The organism is Vibrio limimangrovi (assembly GCF_054064025.1).
This window is the reverse complement of the sequence record NZ_JBSUGF010000005.1, coordinates 141,752-161,423: the sequence shown is the minus strand read 5'-3', so window position 1 is coordinate 161,423 and position 19,672 is coordinate 141,752. Positions and strand designations below refer to the sequence as shown.

Below are 19,672 nucleotides of genomic sequence, written 5' to 3'. Positions count from 1 at the left end.
CAACATGGCGTATTTTTTCCTTGAATATAGAAACAATGGAAGCAACTGTTTTGAATAAGGAAATCCTCTCATGTTGTATATAGAGTTTCTATTTTTGCTCGTGATGCTGTACATCGGCTCACGTTATGGTGGTATCGGTCTTGGAGTCGTCTCCGGTATCGGACTTGTCATCGAAGTTTTTGTTTTTAAAATGCCTCCTACGTCGCCACCTATCAACGTAATGTTGATTATATTGGCGGTGGTCACTTGTGCGTCAATTCTGGAAGCAGCCGGTGGTTTGAAATACATGCTGCAGGTAGCAGAGCGCTTGCTGCGTAAAAACCCAAAACGCGTGACTCTAATTGCACCATTTGTCACATACACTATGACGTTTCTGTTGGGTACAGGTCATGCGGTTTACTCGATCATGCCAATCATTGGCGATGTCGCGCTTAAGAACGGTATCCGTCCTGAACGCCCGATGGCTGCAGCCTCAGTAGCGTCTCAGATTGCAATTACTGCCTCGCCTATATCTGCTGCCGTGGTTTACTATCTGGCGCAGTTATCCGATATACAACATGAGATCACGTTGCTTTCAATCTTACTTGTTACCGTTCCTGCGACGTTGTTTGGTACATTGCTGATGTCACTGTACAGCTTGAAACGCGGGAAAGAGCTGGAAGACGATGAAGAATACCAAAACCGCCTAAAAGATCCGGTATGGCGCGAGAAGATCCTAACGACAACAGCAACGTCTTTGGATGAAAAACTTCCATCAAGTGCTCGTAATTCCGTGCTTCTTTTCATCTCATCCATCTTAATTATTGTTGTTATCGCGATGTGGCCAGAAGTACGCACTATCGTAGACGGTGATAAACCGATCAGTATGGCGGTAGTCATCCAAATGATGATGCTTTGCTTCGGCGGTATTATCCTTCTTGCAACAAAAACCGACCCTCGAAGTGTTCCTGACGGTGTCGTCTTCAAATCGGGTATGGTCGCAGCGATTGCTATTTTTGGTATTGCATGGATGTCAGATACTTACTTCCAATACGCAATGCCTCAATTCCAGTCCGGTATTGTTGAAATGGTAACGGATCACCCGTGGACGTTCGCTCTTGCCTTGTTCATCGTTTCTGTCGTGGTCAATTCTCAAGCCGCAACCGCACGTATGATGCTGCCAGTTGGTTTAGGATTAGGTTTAAGTCCAGCGCTACTTATCGGTTTGATGCCAGCGGTGTACGGTTACTTCTTTATCCCGAACTACCCTTCAGATATCGCGACTGTTAACTTTGATACCTCTGGTACAACGAAGATTGGTAAGTGGTACTTCAACCACTCATTTATGGCGGTAGGTCTGATAGGTGTGATCGGTGCATGCTGTTTAGGTTACGTATTAGGACAAATTTTCATCCCATCATAACTATACCCAAATAACCTCGAGATGCTTGGTTCAGCGAGAATGACTTGGCTCTCAGACGCGGCAACGATTTGAAGATCTAGTGGTTCTAAATCAAAAATCGTTAACAAAGACTGTGAGTCAAGACAACTCGCCCTTCGGGAGCGTGTCACTGACACAATTTCTGCGTCAAATAACTTGGAAAGAGCTTGCTCTTCCGCTGCGTTAGTTTCCTTGAACTAGCATCAGTGACAACGCTCTGAATCCGGCATCTTGAAATCATTTGGGTATATTTGCATCTGAATGAAGGGCGAGTCATTGTACGTTCGCGTGCAGCCTGAAATGACTCGCCTTTTTTTTGTCTACGTTTCTACAACTTAAAGTAAAAAGTCTTCATCAATTTCAACGAAGGTATCTGCACAATCAATAAGCGTTTGAGAGGTGAGCCGCGGAACGCCGTAAACCGTGACCTTTTTGTTAAAACGTTGTTGGATACGCTCTACAAGCATACTGAAATCACCATCGCCAGAGACTAGAATGACTGTATCAACGTCAGGTGCAATCTCGATCGCATCTAAAGTAATACCCACATCCCAATCCCCTTTTGCGCTACCATCTCGTCTTTGAATATAAGGCTTTAGCATTACCTCAAACCCTACGCCGCGTAAGATATGATGAAACTGGCGCTGCTTAGGGTCGTTACTCGCAATCGCATAAGCTTTAGCACTGACCACCTCTTTTCCTTGCGTGGCCACATACCAGAATTGGTTATAATCAAAGTTGCTACGATAGGCTTCACGACAGGTGTAATACACGTTCTGCACATCGACCAGAATCGCGATTTTTTGTTTGCTTTCCGAAGTCATCTATTTCTACATGTTATTTATTTTCTGCCTACCCTAAGCCAGTTTGCCAAAAAGCACAATGAGCCATTTCCACTAAACTTAACGTATAAGCGATTTTTAAACTTGCGTGGGAAACGGCCATGAGTAAACGGTTAATCTTGATCTTACTTTGTTGCTTTTTATCGTCGCCAACATTTGGTTATCCCTCGTACGCCCAATATTGGCCGCATCGAAGCGTACTATTCTTTGCACCAGAGAATGACGCCCGCGTGAAGCAGTTTCTTTTAGAAAGTCTGATGAACGAATGTGATCTTGTAGATCGTGACGTGGTCACGCTGGTCATCGCTGAAGATGGTTACACCTTTCCTGCATGGCTAAAAGACGAACTGGATTTACATAATCTGGCTGAACAATACCAAGTGATAAAGGGCGAATACACGGCCATTTTGCTCGGTAAAGATGGCCAGGAAAAGTTTCGGTGGGGAGCTGAAACAGATTGGCAATTCATCAAAGAGTTGATTGATGAAATGCCAATGCGTAAACAAGAGATGCAAAGAGAAACGAGCCCTTGCAGGATTTAATCATTTATTGCTTTAGATTCGTTTATTGCTTTAGGAAAACAATTGAACTTTAGGAAACCAACCCAGCTTGTTATGCAATTGGGTAACGCTACCCACGACAATTAACGCAGGGCTCTTCGCTTGCTCCGCCATAGTGGACAGCTCGCTCAATTTACCCTGAAAGACTCGTTGTTCAGGGCGAGTACCATTTTCGATGATTGCACATGGCATTTCAGGCTCTATCCCATGGGTAATAAGCTTATCCATGATATGGCCACTTTGTTTCAAGCCCATGTAGAACACAAGCGTGTTGTTTGATTGCGCTAGCGAATGCCATTCAATTTCACGTCCATCATTCTGCACATGTCCGGTAATAAACTGAACGCTTTGTGCATGGTCACGGTGAGTGAGTGGAATCCCCGCATAAGCTGTTGCCCCCGCTGCTGCGGTAATACCTGGAACCACTTCGTATTTAATTCCATGTTCAGCAAGCTCTTCCAACTCTTCACCACCGCGACCAAAAATAAACGAGTCACCGCCTTTTAAACGTACAACACGCTTACCTTCCTGCGCTTTCTGAACCAAAATCTGGTTGATTTGTTCTTGCGGTACACAATGGAAGTCTAACTTTTTCCCCACATAGATCATCTCAGCTGACTTGTCCGTTAACGCCAGAATTTCTTGAGAAACCAATCGGTCATACACCAAAACGTCTGCCGCTTGAATCGCTTTCAGCCCCTTTACGGTAAGCAAATCTGGATCACCAGGCCCTGCACCGACAAGTGATACAAATCCGCTGTTTAATGAGGTGTTAATGGTAGTCATAGCAATGCCTGTTGGAAAATTTAGTGATAAAAAGTAACACTCGTTCTGCTCACTTAAGGCACATACTATGCCTGAGGAATCATTACTTTTTATAGCTAAAGATTGGTCCCACCTAATTAAAAGTGGGACCTCCTATCTAAAAGTAGGACCAGCGAACTATTTAGCCGTTACTGGTTCTGCTGTTACTTCTTCCGCGTTTAACGCAGGCGCAGTTTTAGCATGAGTTAGGTACAGCGGGATAGCCGTCATTACAAGGCCACCAACAATGTTACCCAGAATGGTTGGAATAAGGTTGAAGTTCAACCAAGTCGCGATACCAAAATCAGCACCCAAGATCATACCCAGCGGGAATAAGAACATATTCACTACGGTATGTTCAAATACAAGCGCGAAGAAGATGAAGATTGGCAACCACATCATCGCTACACGGCCTGATACAGAGCGCGCTGTCATATTACCAATCACGCCTAAAACAACCATCAAGTTGCAAAAGATACCGCGAACAAAACACGTAATCCATCCGTCCATTCCCATATTTTCGAAACCAAGGCTACGCGCCGTTGATACTGCGACGAACTTCTGCGCGACTGCGTTTAGCTCTAATGAGAAGTTTCCTGTCAGAGAAATCGCAACCAAGTACGCCACAATAAGCGAACCAATCAGGTTACCCAGACCAACCAGACCCCAACAACGTAAAATACGCCCCCAGGTAATACCAGGACGGTTAGCAAATTTAGCTAACGGCGCAAGACCAAACACTCCCGTCACCAGGTCATAGCCCATCACACTCAGAATCACGAAACCGACCGGGAACACCAAAGCCCCAACTACACCCATGCCGGTCTGAACGATAGTCGTAATCGCAACAACAACCGCTAAAGAAAGAATAACGCCCGCCATCGTGCCGCGAAGCAGCAGATCACGAGTACTTGTGTTTGTTTTCGCTTCACCAACGTTGATCATGGTTTGCACGAACTCAGCAGGTTTAAAGTCTGTAGACATGAATGCGTCCTTATTCAAAAAGTAAAAGTTAAAAGTTGAAAATCGAATAGAAAAAGGCTCCCCGAACACGACTCGCGGTTGTCATGATCATTGCTGACAGCTCATATCTTAAATGACTCCGGAAAACCTTTATCTATTTGATCTCGAGAAAATTCCCTCCTACGCAGAGGAGGGAGTGATATTTACGCGGAAACTTCAACTTCTCCATTGGTTACGCGCGCTTTGTATGCTTTGACATTAAAGCGTTCGTCTTCCATGCAAGTACCTGTTGTTAAATTGAAGCGCTGCTTCTTAAGCGGACTTGCAACCCAGAGCTCACCTTGGTGCTGACAGATCAAACCACGAGATAACACGTTTGACTGAAAGAACGGATCTGTATTGCTGATCGCCAGAACTTCTTCAGCTTCAGTCGGACGGAATACCGCAACTTGCTGACCAGCCAGGAGCGCGCAAACGCCAGTGCCCGGTATGATATCGTTAATGTGACAGATTTTTTCAAATGACATAATCCAACTTCCCTTATGCTTCAGTAATCGCTACGTGTAGGATGTCGCCTTTTGCTTCAGGGTGTTTCTCCGTGAAGGTTGCCGGGCGGTGTTGAGCGCGCTCTGAGACAAACATAACGTTGTTGTCGCGTTGGTCAGAGTTGATAAAGTGAGCAAAGCGAGTCAGTTGTGATTCATCATTGATGGTCGCCGTCCACTCACACTCGTACTCATCGACAAGCTTCGCGACGTCCGCTTCCAATTGCGCATTGATGCCGAGCTTATCGTTCACAATCACTTCGCGTAGGTAATCCACACCACCTTCCATGTTTTCCATCCAAACTGATGTACGTTGTAATGGTGCAGCAGTGCGAATGTAGAACATCATAAAGCGGTCGATGTACTTGATTAGGGTTTCTTTATCCAGATCGCTAGCTAGCAGGTCTGCATGGCGTGGCTTCATACCACCGTTACCACACACGTACATGTTCCAGCCTGCATCCGTTGCGATGATACCAAGGTCTTTACCTTGCGCTTCTGCACATTCACGAGTACAGCCAGATACACCGAACTTCATCTTGTGAGGCGTACGGATGCCTTTGTATCGGTTCTCAATGTATGAACCCAAGCCGACAGAATCTTGAACTCCGTAACGACACCAAGTTGAGCCGACACAAGTCTTCGCCATACGCAGTGCTTTTGCGTAAGCCTGGCCTGTTTCGAAACCCGCATCGATCAGCTTGCGCCAGATCTGTGGAAGATCGTCTTTTTGCGCACCAAACAGACCAATACGCTGAGCACCTGTCACTTTGGTGTACAGATTGTATTCTTCAGCGACAGCAGCGAGAGCACCTAAGGCTTGAGGCGTTACTTCACCGCCTGCCATACGAGGAATTACCGAGTAAGTCCCGTCTTTTTGGATGTTACCCAGGAAGTTGTCGTTGGTATCGTGCAACTTAACCAGTTGTGGCTTAAGAATATGCTCACCCCAGCAAGAAGCCAGAATAGAACCAGCAAGTGGCTTACACACTTCACAGCCGTAACCTTTGCCGTATTTCTCCAGAAGCTCATCAAACGTTTTGATCTCTTCGATACGAATCAGATGAAACAACTCCTGACGAGAATACGCAAAATGCTCACAGACGTCGTTCTTCACTTCGATTCCAGATTTCGCCAATTCTGCGTTAAGAACAGAAGTGACCAGCGGGATACAACCACCACAGCCAGTGCCTGCACCGGTTACTGCTTTGATGTCTGCAAGCGTATGGTGACCGTCAGCAACCGCTTGAGCGATCTTGCCTTTTGTCACGTCGAAACATGAACAGATAACCGCACTTTCTGGTAGCGCATCTGCACCTAATGCTGGCTTCTCAGCCCCTGCGTGAGCCGGAAGAATAAGCGCATCAGGGTGTTCCGGCAGGTCAATTTCGTTGAGCATGAGCTGAAGTAAGTCACCGTAATCGGATGTATCTCCAACCAGTACAGCACCAAGCAGTTTTTTGTTGTCTTCAGAAACGATAAGACGTTTGTAAACTTCTTGTTCTTCGTTTTGATAAACGTAGCTCTTAGAACCTTTAGTACGTCCATTCGCGTCGCCGATTGAACCTACTTTCACACCAAGTAGCTTGAGTTTCGCAGACATGTCCGCGCCCTGGAATTTGATATCGTTATTACCTAGCAAATGGTCAACCGCAATCGTTGCCATTTTGTAACCCGGAGCCACAAGACCGTAGAACATGCCGTTCCAAGAAGCACACTCACCGATTGCGTAGATATTCTCATCTGACGTTTGGCAATGGTCATTCACTGCAACACCGCCACGAGCCCCCACTTCCAGCTCCATTTGGCGTGCCAATTTATCTTGAGGTCGTATACCCGCAGAGAATACGATGAAGTCGGTTTCTAGTTCAGTGCCATCAGCAAAACGCATCACGTTACGCGCATTTGTACCCTCAGGAGCAATTTCAAGCGTGTTTTTACTGGTGTGAACATTCACGCCCATGCGTTCGATCTTTTGGCGCAGTTGATTGCCACCAGCCAGATCAAGTTGCTCTGCCATTAGCTTTGGTGCGAACTCAACAACGTGGGTTTCCACACCGAGTGCTTTAAGTGCACCAGCAGCTTCAAGGCCTAGTAATCCACCACCGATTACAACACCTGATTTGCTGTTCTTCGCACACGCTTCAATTGCTTTAAGATCTTCTATCGTACGGTAAACAAAACAATCTTTGCTTTCACGACCTTTAATCGGTGGTACAAATGGGAATGAGCCAGTCGCCAGAACCAGCTTGTCGTACTGAACTTCGCGACCGGTATTTGAATAAATGATTCGGTTTTCGCGGTTAACATTGATGGCGCGTTCACCAATCAACATTTTGATGCCATGTTTCTCGTAAAAGCCTGCTTTAACCAGAGAAAGTTCATCGGCGGTATGGTGAGAAAAATAAGAGGAAAGGTGGACACGGTCGTATGCAACTCGCGGTTCTTCGCAGAAAACGGTGATATCTAGTTCAGAGACATCCGTTTTCTCAACCAAGTCTTCAATGTAACGATGCCCTACCATACCGTTACCGATGACTACTAGCTTCAACTTGCTCATTATAATTCCTAAGGGTTAGGTTCTTATCACTGAGCGCATTGTTAATTGTGAAAGAAAATTAATACATGATGTAAATCAATTACAATTTTAAACTACCCTAAAGGGGTAGATAGATTTATTTTAGCTAATTACCGATAAAACAACGTAATTTAAAAACGAACCTCCGTCTTTTAACAAGCAAAGTTTCGTCGTTTTAATAAAAATTTGACGCATTTTATCTGTCACATAGTTAATTTTTTCCGTTACTTTTTCTGTGGATTTTTATCTTACCAAGCCACGTGGTTGGCATATAAAAATCAATCCTATCAATAAAAATCTTTTACTAGCCAATAGATTGCATAAAGACTAGAATCGGCTTTCATTCATGTGGTTTAACCCATTTGATATAAACGTATTCGACATATAAAAAGCCGTCCCATTTTTATGAGGCGGCCTTTTGTTTTGGGAGTCATAAAATGTCAGGAAGCAATCCTATCTATATATCAAACATAGATATCAATAGAATCACAGCCATGCTGGATAAAATGCCAAGTGTCGCTGCAGAATTGGCAAAACTGGAAGAAGAGCTTGATAGAGCAATCGTTCTTGAGCCTGAAGAAATGCCAGAAAACGTAGTTAGAATGAACTCAACAGTAGAATTTAAGTTCTCTGGTGATGAAAAAGTACTGACCAGAACGCTTGTTTACCCACAAGATCTGAAAAGTAGTGACGGTATTTCGATTTTCGCTCCAGTTGGTAGCGCATTAATCGGTCTATCTGTTGGACAAAAGCTCGACTGGCCAATGCCAAATAAACAAACGAAAACCATTGAGATAGTCAATGTCACCTTTCAATCTGAGCAAAGTGGCGCCCTAACCCGCTAGACTCAGTCGTCCCGGTGCAAAGAGTTCGGATAAGACTTTGCACCAGGAGAGAAACCCGCTTCATTTCAAACCTCTCCTATTACGCCTTTATTTCTTCTCAAAACAAGCAAAGATCGATTTTCCCCGAAACAGTGAAGATGAAGTCGTCTCAGTAAAAACTTTTCTCGAATATCTGATTGCGCTAAATATGGAATGGAAAGGTATGAAAAATAAGAAAATAGGAGCAGTGCCGTCACAATTTCGAGCCAAGCAGATACTAAAAAACCAGTCATCAAGACTGGTTCTAAGAATTTTGGAGGCGCCTCCCGGAGTCGAACCGAGGTCCACGGATTTGCAATCCGCTGCATAGCCACTCTGCCAAGGCGCCTTTTAAAATTGTTTGTTCTCTAAAAGATATTAGATGGTGCCCCGGGCCGTGCTTGATGGTCCGACACTCGGCCGGTCAGCTCGACGGCGGGATTTTATATCCGCACATCTTTCTTGATGGTGCCCCGGGCCGGACTTGAACCGGCACAGCGCGAACGCCGAGGGATTTTAAATCCCTTGTGTCTACCAATTCCACCACCAGGGCAACGCAATCATGCGATGGGTTAGACACCATCTTTCTCAACGACCTTCGCCGTGAGAACGAGGCGTACTTTAACCGATTGAGATTAACCGTCAACAAAAAAGTTATCTTTTTGATTCAAGCGGTTAAAATCCGTTCCGAACAGATTAATAGACAAACATTTCGAACAATGAATAAACACTGACAGAAGATGTATTCTCATTTTTGATACTCAATCATCAAATACTTGTTTATCTAACATCTCCACGCTCTTCCCTTAAAAAATGGCACGCAAAACTGTAAACCAAGTGTACACCTGTCCACTCAGTACACCTATTAAATGTAATGTTTTAACTCTACCCCAACCTATTGAAGTTTAAACGTATATTCTCTACCCCGACAAATATCGCATAACACTAGGTTAACAAACTGTTCACCAGAGCAATATGAAACACTCCTACAAAAATTATTTTTTCTTATATATCAGATAGATAACATACGGCTTATTTATTGCTTTTATGTGCAACTGACAGAGACTCCGAGTTGTCACTATTTACGAATCATTTGGGGAGCATCTGTCTTGGGACGGGGGCAAAAAAGTTTAGTGTATTCAATGATGCCGGATCCAGTGTTGGCATCAGTGAATACTTACATAGCCCCTTTATCAACTTTCAATGAAAAAGAAGGTAGATGATGGAACATTTAATCAATAGCCGACATAAAAGTTTGCTCAAAGATGAAATTCAAGGAGTAACTTTATGAAATCGTACACTAAACTTTCGGACGCAGCAGCAAGTCCGAGAACATTGGTGAGTGGAACGCTAGTAGCCGCTGCGTTGACCGCTTTTTCTCTCTCTTTTCCCGCATTCGGTTTTATCGAACCACCTAACACCGTTAATCTAACTCATGAGGGCTGTCGTAACAATGGTGATATTATCTTGCCTAATGGCGACGGTAACTTCATTTGTCCTGATGCCGCCTATACCACTGGTAACTTAGGTAAAGGCTGGAATGAACTCGACCTTGTGCCCCACAGAATCACGCTCAGAAATGGTAACAGTAATGGCAATATTACTTATAACCTTCGAGCTGCAGCGAATAATATAGATCAAGATAAGTTAGGATATGATGCCATTTCTCCCGCTGATGATATTGTTGTCATCGGGGATTGTACGGTATCTACAGCCTTCAATGATCCACTGCAACCGTGGGACATCACTAATGAAAACCTTAATGGGGCAGATCAAAGCCTGTTCCAGGAGTTTGAAATCACCCAAGGCCCAAATACTTCTTGTGAAATTAACTTTTATTATCGCCTTGCAGTGGGTTCCAACGAATATCCAGGCTCATCATTGCAATCCTACCTTGCAGATCAGAGCGTATTTCAAGGTGGCCTTCGCACTATTTCACTTCCTGTAAAAGAAATACTGCCGCAAGACATCAGTAAAGATATGGATGCTAGGCAAGATACCGACTTTACTTGGAACCTTACCAAGGAATCAAACAAGGCCAGTATCAACCTCGGCGATACTTGTGATGTCGAAAATCCTGCATCTGAGGATGTGGCTATCACCCTAAAATGGCAACTTCTTGATGGGGTCTCTGGCAAGGTAACGGTGAAAACCAACATCACCTTAACCAACCCAGCTAGTCGACCTATCGATGTTGATGTCACTGATATCATAAAAGGTAACCTTGGCGGAGGATTAATCGTTCTGGACACCAAAAACTTTGATACCGTCACTGTGCCTGCCAATACCATGCTGCCACTAACAGTGCATATGTATATAGCTGAGTCCGATGTCACAGAGTTAATGGATATCGCCACTGCCACCTATACCGACCAAGCAACAGGTATTCCTGTGCCAGGAGAAACAGTCGCGAAGTTTGATCTTACTACCGATGGTATGGGCATTCAGCCAGGGGCTTCGACCAATACTACGGCCGTCGTCACCGATGAAGAATACATCACAGGTAATTATTTGCAGTACAGTGCTGACAGTACGGCAGTTGGCAGTGCAGCAGGTAATTTCACCTATGGCGGACTCGAGTACACCTTGGGTACTCTGCTAAACAAATTATTACCTAACCTACTGTGGACATCTGGTACTCAGCCAGAGGCGCCTGCAACCTGTACTATCGCGGGTGAATGTTTTGTCACTATTAACAAAACGGTTTCTGTTACCCAAAGACCTATCGTGACCAGTGGTATCTTGTCGGATCAAGCACTCTTAGTTGCAAGTGATGGCTTTAGCGTAAGTTCGCCTGCATCAGGTCCACTTAACATTGCTATCAACTCTAGTGCTTTAGTGGATTACAGCATAAAAGGCACCTTCTCTGATGATATTTTACAAGGCAACGAGGAGGTCACCTGTCAGATTGTGGTGAAAAACAGCAGCGATGTGGAGGTGTTAAACACAGATTACACCTTTAAAGAGGGTCAATTAGAGATAGATAAAACCTTTGAAAATATCCTTCCCGACAAATACGCTGTCACTGTCGGTCCCTGTGATCCTAATATCTTCAAAGCAGACTTTGACCCAACTACCCCTGAACTTGATGCAACGACCACGATAGATCTTACTCTAGATGCTAACTCAACGATGGATGATTGTAGTAAAGGCGTAGTCTTCATTGTACGTACGTCTGTACCTCTTGGGGCTGTTGCAGAGGTTAATAAGGTAACGGAGCCTGCTGGTTTGGAAGATGGCTGGACGATGACTTTACAAGGTCCAGGCTTACCTGCTGAAGGCCTATCTCTCGTAACCAGCGATAACGATGCTGTTACGTTTGAACGATTCCAGAAAGATCTAGCAGACTTCTTGTTGCAAGAGGGCACCTATACCATCACGGAAACCCTGAAAGAGGGCTGGACACAAGTGAGTGCCGTCGGTGATTGTCAGTTTACTATCAACTATCCTGCCGATTACGGCGTAGTGAAAAAATGTGAATTTACTAACCGAAAACTAGGGACAGTGATCATCAATAAAGAAACCCTGCCTGACGGCGATACAGCCACAGCCTTTGCCTTTACTGATGATATCTCTGAACCTAATACCTTCGATCTCATGGATGATGGCACCAAAACCTTCTTGAATATTGCCCCTGGTAAATACACTGTCGCTGAAACCGATCCTCATCCCGATTATGATCTCAGTGAGCTGGTATGTACCGACGATGCAACCCAAGAAGGCTACAACGTGCTTGACTCTGGTGTCGATGTCGCCAACCTCACAGCAACCATTAACTTAGATGCAGGTGAAACGGTTGAATGTACCTTTACCAATACCAAACGCGGTATGGCGATGGTCAACAAATTAACCGACGGTGTTGCCAATACCAGTATAAATTGGGTATTTACGTTAAGCGGCCCTGGGGTCAATGCTAGCGACCAAACGATCCCTCAATCTGGCCCAGCCAATACCTTGCTTGACTTTAATAATGCCAAGTTGATTCCTGGTGAAACTTATCGTCTCTGTGAAGTCGATATCCCTGTTTCTTGGACAACGGTGTGGACTGTGGGTGGTGTAACCATTCCTGAGGTACTAGATAATGCCGATCCTGATCTCCTCTCAGGTGAGAACTACAGCCCTGTGTTTAACCCTAACTATGTTGCAACAGGAGAAGCTGATAACTCCACCTTGTGTGTGAAATTTGTTGTTGAGCCAGGTCAGACTCTATCGTTTGAAGTCAATAACATCTCACCACCAGGAGGTGATCAACGTACTATCGGTTATTGGAAAAACTGGAACACCTGTAGTGGCGGTAGACAGCAGTACAAGGCTGCAGATAATGGCTTCTTCTTGTTAGAAGATGCACTACCACTCACTATTGGTAGCCTAGTGGTGAGTACTTGTGACGTTGGCCGTAGCTTGTTGGATAAACGAGATATCGACAGTGGGAAAAAACGTGCGGGTGATCCTGCTTATGGTTTAGCTGCACAGCTTCTCGCTGCTAAAGCGAATGTAGCTGTTGGTGCTGGTACTTGTGCTGCCGTTACCAATGCAATAACAGAAGCTGATATATTACTCACAGACATTGGCTTTGAAGGTAAAGGCGATGTGCTTAAGAAAGGTAATCGTCAGCTTAGGATCCAAGCCAATGACTTAGCAAGTAAGCTGGATGATTACAACAATGGATTGCTATGTCCTTAATCTGAGTTAAAGGCTCATATGAGTAATGCCAGTCAGTTATGCTGACTGGCATTTTTCTAATTGTATGGCAATAAATAGCTCTGAGTTCTTGCTGGCACTGCCAACATACGAGACTTTTCCCGTCTTAGCATGTAGAGCACCAGCTAGATAGTGTTTGTCATTTTGCCCAGGTGTCGCCACTTTCTTCTGCTGACCTTAGAGTTTAAGTGGATATCGACTTCATTTTCATAAAACACTGGATTTTCAGCATCGCAACACTCCAATGCCTTTTTGATTCAAGTGGTTAAAATGCGTTCCACAAAGATTAATAGACAAACATTTCGAACAATGAATAAACACTGACAGAAGATGTATTCTCATTTTTGATACTCAATCATCAAATACTTGTTGATCTAACACCTATGCTACCTTCCCTTAAAAATGGCACGCAAAACTGTAAACCAAGTGTACACCTGTACACTTAGTACACCCACAAATAGTAATGCTTTAACTCTACCCCAACCTATTGAAGTTAAAAGTATATTTTCAACCCCGACGAATATCGCATAACACCAGGTTAACAAACTGTTCACCATAGTAATATGAAACACTCCTACCAAAAAGTATTTTCCTTATATATCAGATAGATAACTTTTGGTTTGTTTATTGCTTTTATGTGTGCAACTGACAGAGACTCCGAGTTGTCACTATTTACGAATCATTTTGGGAGCATCTGTCTTGGGACGGGGGCAAAAAAGTTTAGTGTGTTCAATGATGCCGGATCCAGTGTTGGCATCAGTGAATACTCACATAGCCCCTTTATCAACTTTCAATGAAAAAGAAGGTAGATGATGGAACATTTAATCAATAGCCGACATAAAAGGTTGCTCAGCGCTATGCTAATAGGTGCAGCTAGCCTTTATGGGCAAAGTGCATTCGCTCAGATTTACGATACTGGTGTAGACGGTGCCTGTCTGGAAGATGCATTTGGTAAAAAAGCGGTGTGTACCGCTAACGACGTAAGGGTTGCAAAAGCCGATAATATTGAGGTCCTCAAAATTGGCGAGGACGACGCTGAACCAGGTACAACTGTCTGTGTAGCTGAACGTGATGTTACTTTTTCAGGAGATTTTTACATTGTTACTGGCCCCGAACGTTTTGACATCGGTATGTATTATCAAAATGATGGAGGGCCAAACGCAAAGAACGGCTTTTGTACGGTTTATACTTTAGATAATACATATTCAACTAATGCATGGAACGGAGATGGTGATGCTTGTCTGGATATAGCAGCAGAGCAGACTGTTATTCATGCAACAGAGCTCACCGTACTGTGTGAAGATACCGACGGTGATGGACAACTCAACCTACCAAACTGTGTAAGCTGGCGCCAGCCAGGGCAAAATCCAGTTTGTAGCGATGAATCTGATTTGGCTGCTGGGACTCCGTCAAAATGTAATTGTGACGATACCTTCAACATTCCAATTTTTATTCAACCCGATCCACCAACCATTACTAAGGATGTCACACCTTTGACCGGTGAAGAACCGGATCAAGTCTTTACTTATTCAGTAAAAATTGAACCTGCTGCGAGTACAGGTAATGACGTATACGTCACTAAGATTGAAGACACTATTTCATCAAGTACTAATGGTGGTTCACCTGTCACTTTCGTATTAAACGATGGCAGTTCAAGTGATGTTGGTATGACGTTGGGCTATTACACTTTAATAAGTAGTGGTACGCCAGTAGAAGCTCCGGAAGCGTGTGAAAATATCCCTTTACCATATAAGATCCCTCCTGAAGTAACTGGTCTAGAATGTACATTTAAACTTAAAATTAGTGATGAGGATCTTCCAAATAAAGACGGTGAATCTTTCCCTCCAGAAAAATTCGAGAACTTTATTAAAGCAACCATCGTTGATGAATATGGTGATCCAGTAGGTGATAATAGCTGTTCTGCACCTAGTACTGGTAACTGTAGTAACGAAAAAACAGTAACACTAACTAACGTAGCACCAACAATTTCTGTAACGAAATCTGCCAATCCGGATTCTATTGTAGAAAACACCGTTGGTATTCCTGTCACTTATACTGTTCTCATAAGAAATACCTCGCCGGTAGATGATGTGAAAATAACCTCAATTAGCGATGTTCCATATAATATTGCCACTGAGGCCGCCACATGTATCGGTCAAACACTAGGTAGGAATTTTGATGTTGATGATTACTGTACGTTCCAATATACACGAGACGTTACTGGTAATACTGGCGACCCTGCGTTTGCTAATACCGTAACCGCTTATGCTATAGATAATGAGAACGACACTGCGCAAGATTCGGATAGTGCTAGTGTTGCATTCACTGACAGCCCAGGGGATATTTTGTTAGTCAAAAAACCTGATGAGAATGCTCCTGGACAAGTCCCTGAATCTGGTGGCGATGTTCAATTTACATTTACTATAACCAACACATCTGCTGTGGATTACATTACTCTTACTAAACTAGAAGATAATAAGTTTGGTGTTCTGTTCGATGAAAATGATTACCTAGGAACTTGTAATTTCTATGGTCACGTACTGGCTCCTACAGAATTTAGAGAGTGTACTTACCTTGCAGAAAATCTCAGTGGTGAACCTAGTGAACCACATATGAATACAGCTACAGTGACAGGTATAACTGATGACGTAGTACCTGAAACATTGACAGATTCAGACGATGGTAAAGTTGTGTTTATCGATGAGCCTGCTGATGTCGACTTAGCCGTTGATCTTGAGATAACTGTGTTCTTGGAAATTGAAAATGCGTCTGACTATGAACCAGTTAACTTGAACTTCGTGAAACTTGGTACAGAGATTGTTAGCACTGCTCTAGCTACAACAAACTATAAGGTCACAGCAAACAGCTGTTTCCCTACTGTTATTGCAGCAAGCGGTACACACACTTGTCAATTTACCGTAGATATCTTAAATTTTGCCGGATTAAGTGATGTCGGAACTGCGCTACAAATTTCTGTAACAGACGGAGATGGTGGTGTTGCAGATGAGGAAGCAGTTACCGTAAAAGCTCAGTTAGTTTCAGGGCTTTAAATATTCTGTAATATTTTAAGGAAATGAAGTTTATCTCATAACTAAAAAGGTGCAGTGACTTCAATATCCATTGCACCTTTTCATTTATAAATCGCGTTACCTTTTTAGCTGAATTATCTTTGTCCTTTACCTTTGTTACTTTCAGGGCCAGATGAACTTGTCATACTAATATTAACGGAGGCTGACGCAGTAAGATCACCATCGCTGATGGCATAACTAAAACTGTCACTACCTTTAAAGTTTTTCGCTGGTGTATAAATCAACTGACCATCATCCGAAACTTGAACCGTACCCTTAGCACCCTGTGTTACAGAGATAACCGTTATGATGTCCCCTTCTGGGTCACTGTCATTTGCTAGTACATTGATAACCACTGGGTCTTTCGATGCCAGAGTAACAGTATCATCCGAAGCTATAGGCGCACTATTTGGTTCAACCTGGTCTGCAATCACAACGCTCTCCACCTGACTAACACTCAAGTTTGAATCTAGCGTATGTTGTACAGAGACCGTTACATTGTAACTGCCATCTGATGCATCTGCACTCGCTATTGTGTCTAGTGTTACCGATTTGCTTTCGCCTGGAGCCAAAGTTACTGCTCCGTTCTCTCCGTTCCAACCATTAGGAACGTTTAGCACTACATTGAAAACAGCAGAATCACAATTAGCACTGTCCTGACTGGTTACTGTCGCTGTGTAACTGATTGTACTACCCGGTTCAAGTTCACCACTTTGATTTGGAACCACGGTCAATAGCGGAGTACCCATATCGCATACTTCAACTGGCGTTTCGACTAAGTAACTCGAAGTCATACTCGTGTTGTAGCTGCTATCAACACTATTAAACGCGTTGAAAGTAAGCGTATAAGTACCATCCGTAGCAATTTCATCCGAAGTGACATCAAGCGTTACCATATCGCTTGCACCCGGAGCTAAATCGATATTGGCTGCCGTTGTTGTCCAGCCTGCTGGAGCTTCCACTTCAATTACGAAATTAGAAGATGAACAGCTATCACTATCGTTATTGGTCACAGAAACCGTGTAGCTTAGAGTACTACCTGACACCACACCCGCTGTTTGGTTTGAAGATACACTAATATCTGGCACACTTAACGTACATGTTGGTTCCGCGAAACTAACATGAACGCTTGCACCAGTGCTATCTGCCCACTCAGTAGTGATTGTGATGCCTGCGTCGGTGTCCGTATAGCTTGAACCTACAGATAAAGCTGAGTCATTCCAATCTGTAATTTGGCTTGCAGGAGTTAAATCGATAAGTTGGCTACTGCTCATATCAGATTCTGTAGCTAAACGTATTGTCACACCGGAAATAAGAGCTGGATAACTGGCAAGATAGCTATCAAAACCTGTAGGTTGGCGGTATTCCAAATAATACCAAAGCTTTTGACCTGTTTCTGTATCAACACCACGCTGAATTTTAATCGCTTTAGCTTCACCTTCTGGTGATGATTCATAAGGCTCTAGTATGTAGCTACCATCAGTACTCGCTTCAATAATTTTACCTGCGACGGATGATGAGTCAGTTGTGAACCAGCCTAAACTGTCTTTATTAAAGGCGCTGAAATGGCCCGTAAACCCAGGGTTTCCCATTATCTCCAAACTGTCACCATATTCAATGGTGTAACAGTCTCCATCAATTACACCCACACCACATTCAAGCTTTTTAGCATGGTGTAATCCTAAGTTATGTCCCAGTTCGTGTCCTACCGTTCTTAGTGTCAGAGAGCCATTAATCCATGCTCTGGATGGAGAACCTCCCACCGTACCTTTTCCAGACCACCCACAATTTGGGATGTCCGGAATTACAAAAACTAAACGACTGTAACTGTCGAGATTAAGGTTGTTAGCATCGGCAACTTCCAAAGTTGCAGCATATATTTGAGCTGTGTCGCACACCGCATCAATAGCTAATGTGTAATATCCTTGTACATCTCCAGAGAACCACGTCTGACCGTTAGAATTTTCATTATAGTATTCATTGACAGTGCCAAAGACCATGTCTCTGACCTCATCGACAGTCCACGGTTCCTGCACATCATCCTGAAAATTAATCAACATGACCAATGTGCTTTGCTCGCCAAGAGTATTGGCCAATGTCGATGTAGAACTGCTACTTGTAGTGGTTGTAGACGTACTGCCATCAGCTAATACGGTCAGATCATCCTGCTCACTACCTAACACTAAAGAGTCTGTACTTTCATCACTCTCAGCAAAATTCCATCCTTTGGCACGCACTTTCATACCAGATTGCAGTGACTTGATATTTGCATTATCTGCCGTATACAGTTCAACACGACCAGTGGCAGTTTTTAAAACATGGAGCAGACGGCTCTTGTTGTGATCTTCATAGTCTTCGTAAAAAACTTCAAGTTCACCTTCAAGCACTTGTTCTTGCTCTAGAAGTTTCTTAACTTCCTTTGGCATACCTTGTTGCTCTTCGGTGGTAATCGCAACACTAGCCACAGATGCTGGAGATGATTTTACTAGTTCAGTTAACAGTTGCTGACGCTCTTCTGCTAGTGAAATCATCTTATTTAGATAGTTACTTTTTTCGCTTTTCGTAGCGTTTTGGTAGGCAGCCATCGCATTCGTCAATGCTTTGGTATTTGCTTGAGCATTTTGACGCTTCTCTGAAGCTATATTCTTCGCTTTTTGTGCATAGTTATGATGGTGATTTGCCTCTAAACCGATACCATAAGTATCGTCTTGAGATACAGCCGATGCATTGAAAAAAAGTGCAGAAGCCCCAAACAGCGTTGTTATGGAAAACTTAAAAGCATTAGTAGCCAATATTTTTGAGTTATAGAGGATATTAAACATACGTAAAATTTTCAGGTCCGTTTCGTTTTGGAAGTTAAATTTCATCCAGCGTAAAATGACAGCCACACAATGGCTGCCGGATCATTAGCCAGCAAGCATTTATTTTTTGCATATATTTAGTTTTCTTTTGTTTCGAAAACCATCAAAGATGAGCAATTCCACAATCGTTGAATACAACAAAATCGTGAGTGATAATAGGAAGCTCTAGGGGATAGTAATATGATCTTCAAGTATCAGTGCAAATCTATCAATGAAAGGTTTCCCTTAATATTGATGGTTGAATTAAAACTAAATCACATTAGTATCTCACCAAAGGTGTCATTTAATAATATTTATACCACTAGCCTAATATCCTCCACTGACATTCGAATTAGTATTTAATTTCTATTAAGCAGGTCAAAATACTAGCAAATACACAGATTGAATTTCAACCAAATTGATAACAAAAACAATAAAATTTAAATAATGCCATTAAAATCATGAATGTAGGAAAACATTACGATTGT

11 protein-coding genes, 2 tRNA genes and 1 pseudogene are annotated in these 19,672 nt (G+C 43.3%); 5 read left to right on the top strand and 9 right to left on the bottom strand.

What is annotated here, in order from left to right:
- Positions 1–70: 70 nt before the first annotated feature.
- Entirely contained in the window at positions 71–1,402 is a 1,332-nt protein-coding gene (locus tag ACWYU8_RS05170; protein ID WP_457517721.1) for an anaerobic C4-dicarboxylate transporter, read from the top strand.
- Positions 1,403–1,755: 353 nt separating this feature from the next.
- Here ACWYU8_RS05170 and ACWYU8_RS05165 read toward each other — a convergent pair whose 3' ends face one another.
- Complete coding sequence (locus ACWYU8_RS05165) at positions 1,756–2,244, bottom strand: LabA-like NYN domain-containing protein (RefSeq protein WP_457517720.1); 489 nt, start codon at positions 2,242–2,244, stop codon at positions 1,756–1,758.
- A 119-nt stretch (positions 2,245–2,363) separates the two neighbouring features.
- Here ACWYU8_RS05165 and ACWYU8_RS05160 point away from each other — a divergent pair, with 119 nt between their 5' ends.
- On the top strand, positions 2,364–2,804 hold the full coding sequence (locus ACWYU8_RS05160; protein WP_457517719.1) for a DUF4174 domain-containing protein: 441 nt from the start codon (positions 2,364–2,366) through the stop codon (positions 2,802–2,804).
- A 30-nt stretch (positions 2,805–2,834) separates the two neighbouring features.
- On the opposite strand, the gene cobA is transcribed toward ACWYU8_RS05160, so the two are convergent.
- From cobA to nirB, 4 genes are all read right to left on the bottom strand, one after another.
- Entirely contained in the window at positions 2,835–3,608 is a 774-nt protein-coding gene (gene cobA / locus ACWYU8_RS05155; protein ID WP_457517718.1) for a uroporphyrinogen-III C-methyltransferase, read from the bottom strand.
- Positions 3,609–3,764: 156 nt separating this feature from the next.
- Complete coding sequence (locus tag ACWYU8_RS05150; RefSeq protein ID WP_457517716.1) at positions 3,765–4,610, bottom strand: formate/nitrite transporter family protein; 846 nt, start codon at positions 4,608–4,610, stop codon at positions 3,765–3,767.
- 182 nt (positions 4,611–4,792) lie between these two features.
- Positions 4,793–5,116: a nitrite reductase small subunit NirD gene (gene nirD, locus ACWYU8_RS05145; RefSeq protein ID WP_457517714.1), complete on the bottom strand. Its 324-nt coding sequence runs from the start codon at positions 5,114–5,116 to the stop codon at positions 4,793–4,795.
- 13 nt (positions 5,117–5,129) lie between these two features.
- On the bottom strand, positions 5,130–7,694 hold the full coding sequence (gene nirB, locus ACWYU8_RS05140; protein ID WP_457517712.1) for a nitrite reductase large subunit NirB: 2,565 nt from the start codon (positions 7,692–7,694) through the stop codon (positions 5,130–5,132).
- 455 nt (positions 7,695–8,149) lie between these two features.
- Between nirB and rnk the strand changes: the two genes are divergently transcribed.
- Complete coding sequence (rnk, locus tag ACWYU8_RS05135; protein WP_457517710.1) at positions 8,150–8,557, top strand: nucleoside diphosphate kinase regulator; 408 nt, start codon at positions 8,150–8,152, stop codon at positions 8,555–8,557.
- Between the two features lie 293 nt (positions 8,558–8,850).
- On the opposite strand, the gene ACWYU8_RS05130 is transcribed toward rnk, so the two are convergent.
- Positions 8,851–8,924, bottom strand: a tRNA-Cys gene (locus ACWYU8_RS05130).
- A 117-nt stretch (positions 8,925–9,041) separates the two neighbouring features.
- Positions 9,042–9,128: transfer RNA gene (locus ACWYU8_RS05125), tRNA-Leu, on the bottom strand.
- Between the two features lie 734 nt (positions 9,129–9,862).
- Here ACWYU8_RS05125 and ACWYU8_RS05120 point away from each other — a divergent pair.
- Positions 9,863–13,258, top strand: a complete 3,396-nt coding sequence (locus ACWYU8_RS05120) for a prealbumin-like fold domain-containing protein (RefSeq protein WP_457517709.1) — start codon at positions 9,863–9,865, stop codon at positions 13,256–13,258.
- Between the two features lie 63 nt (positions 13,259–13,321).
- On the opposite strand, the pseudogene ACWYU8_RS05115 reads toward ACWYU8_RS05120, so the two are convergent.
- Positions 13,322–13,533, bottom strand: a pseudogene (locus tag ACWYU8_RS05115) (IS630 family transposase); the annotation flags it as partial.
- A gap of 552 nt (positions 13,534–14,085) precedes the next feature.
- On the opposite strand from ACWYU8_RS05115, the gene ACWYU8_RS05110 reads away from it, so the two are divergent.
- A complete protein-coding gene (locus ACWYU8_RS05110) occupies positions 14,086–16,326 on the top strand; it encodes a hypothetical protein (protein WP_457517707.1) in 2,241 nt (746 codons plus the stop codon).
- 113 nt (positions 16,327–16,439) lie between these two features.
- Here ACWYU8_RS05110 and ACWYU8_RS05105 read toward each other — a convergent pair whose 3' ends face one another.
- Positions 16,440–19,232 carry an Ig-like domain-containing protein gene (locus ACWYU8_RS05105; RefSeq protein WP_457517706.1) on the bottom strand — a complete coding sequence of 931 codons (2,793 nt, stop codon included), beginning with the start codon at positions 19,230–19,232 and terminating at the stop codon, positions 16,440–16,442.
- Positions 19,233–19,672: the final 440 nt, after the last annotated feature.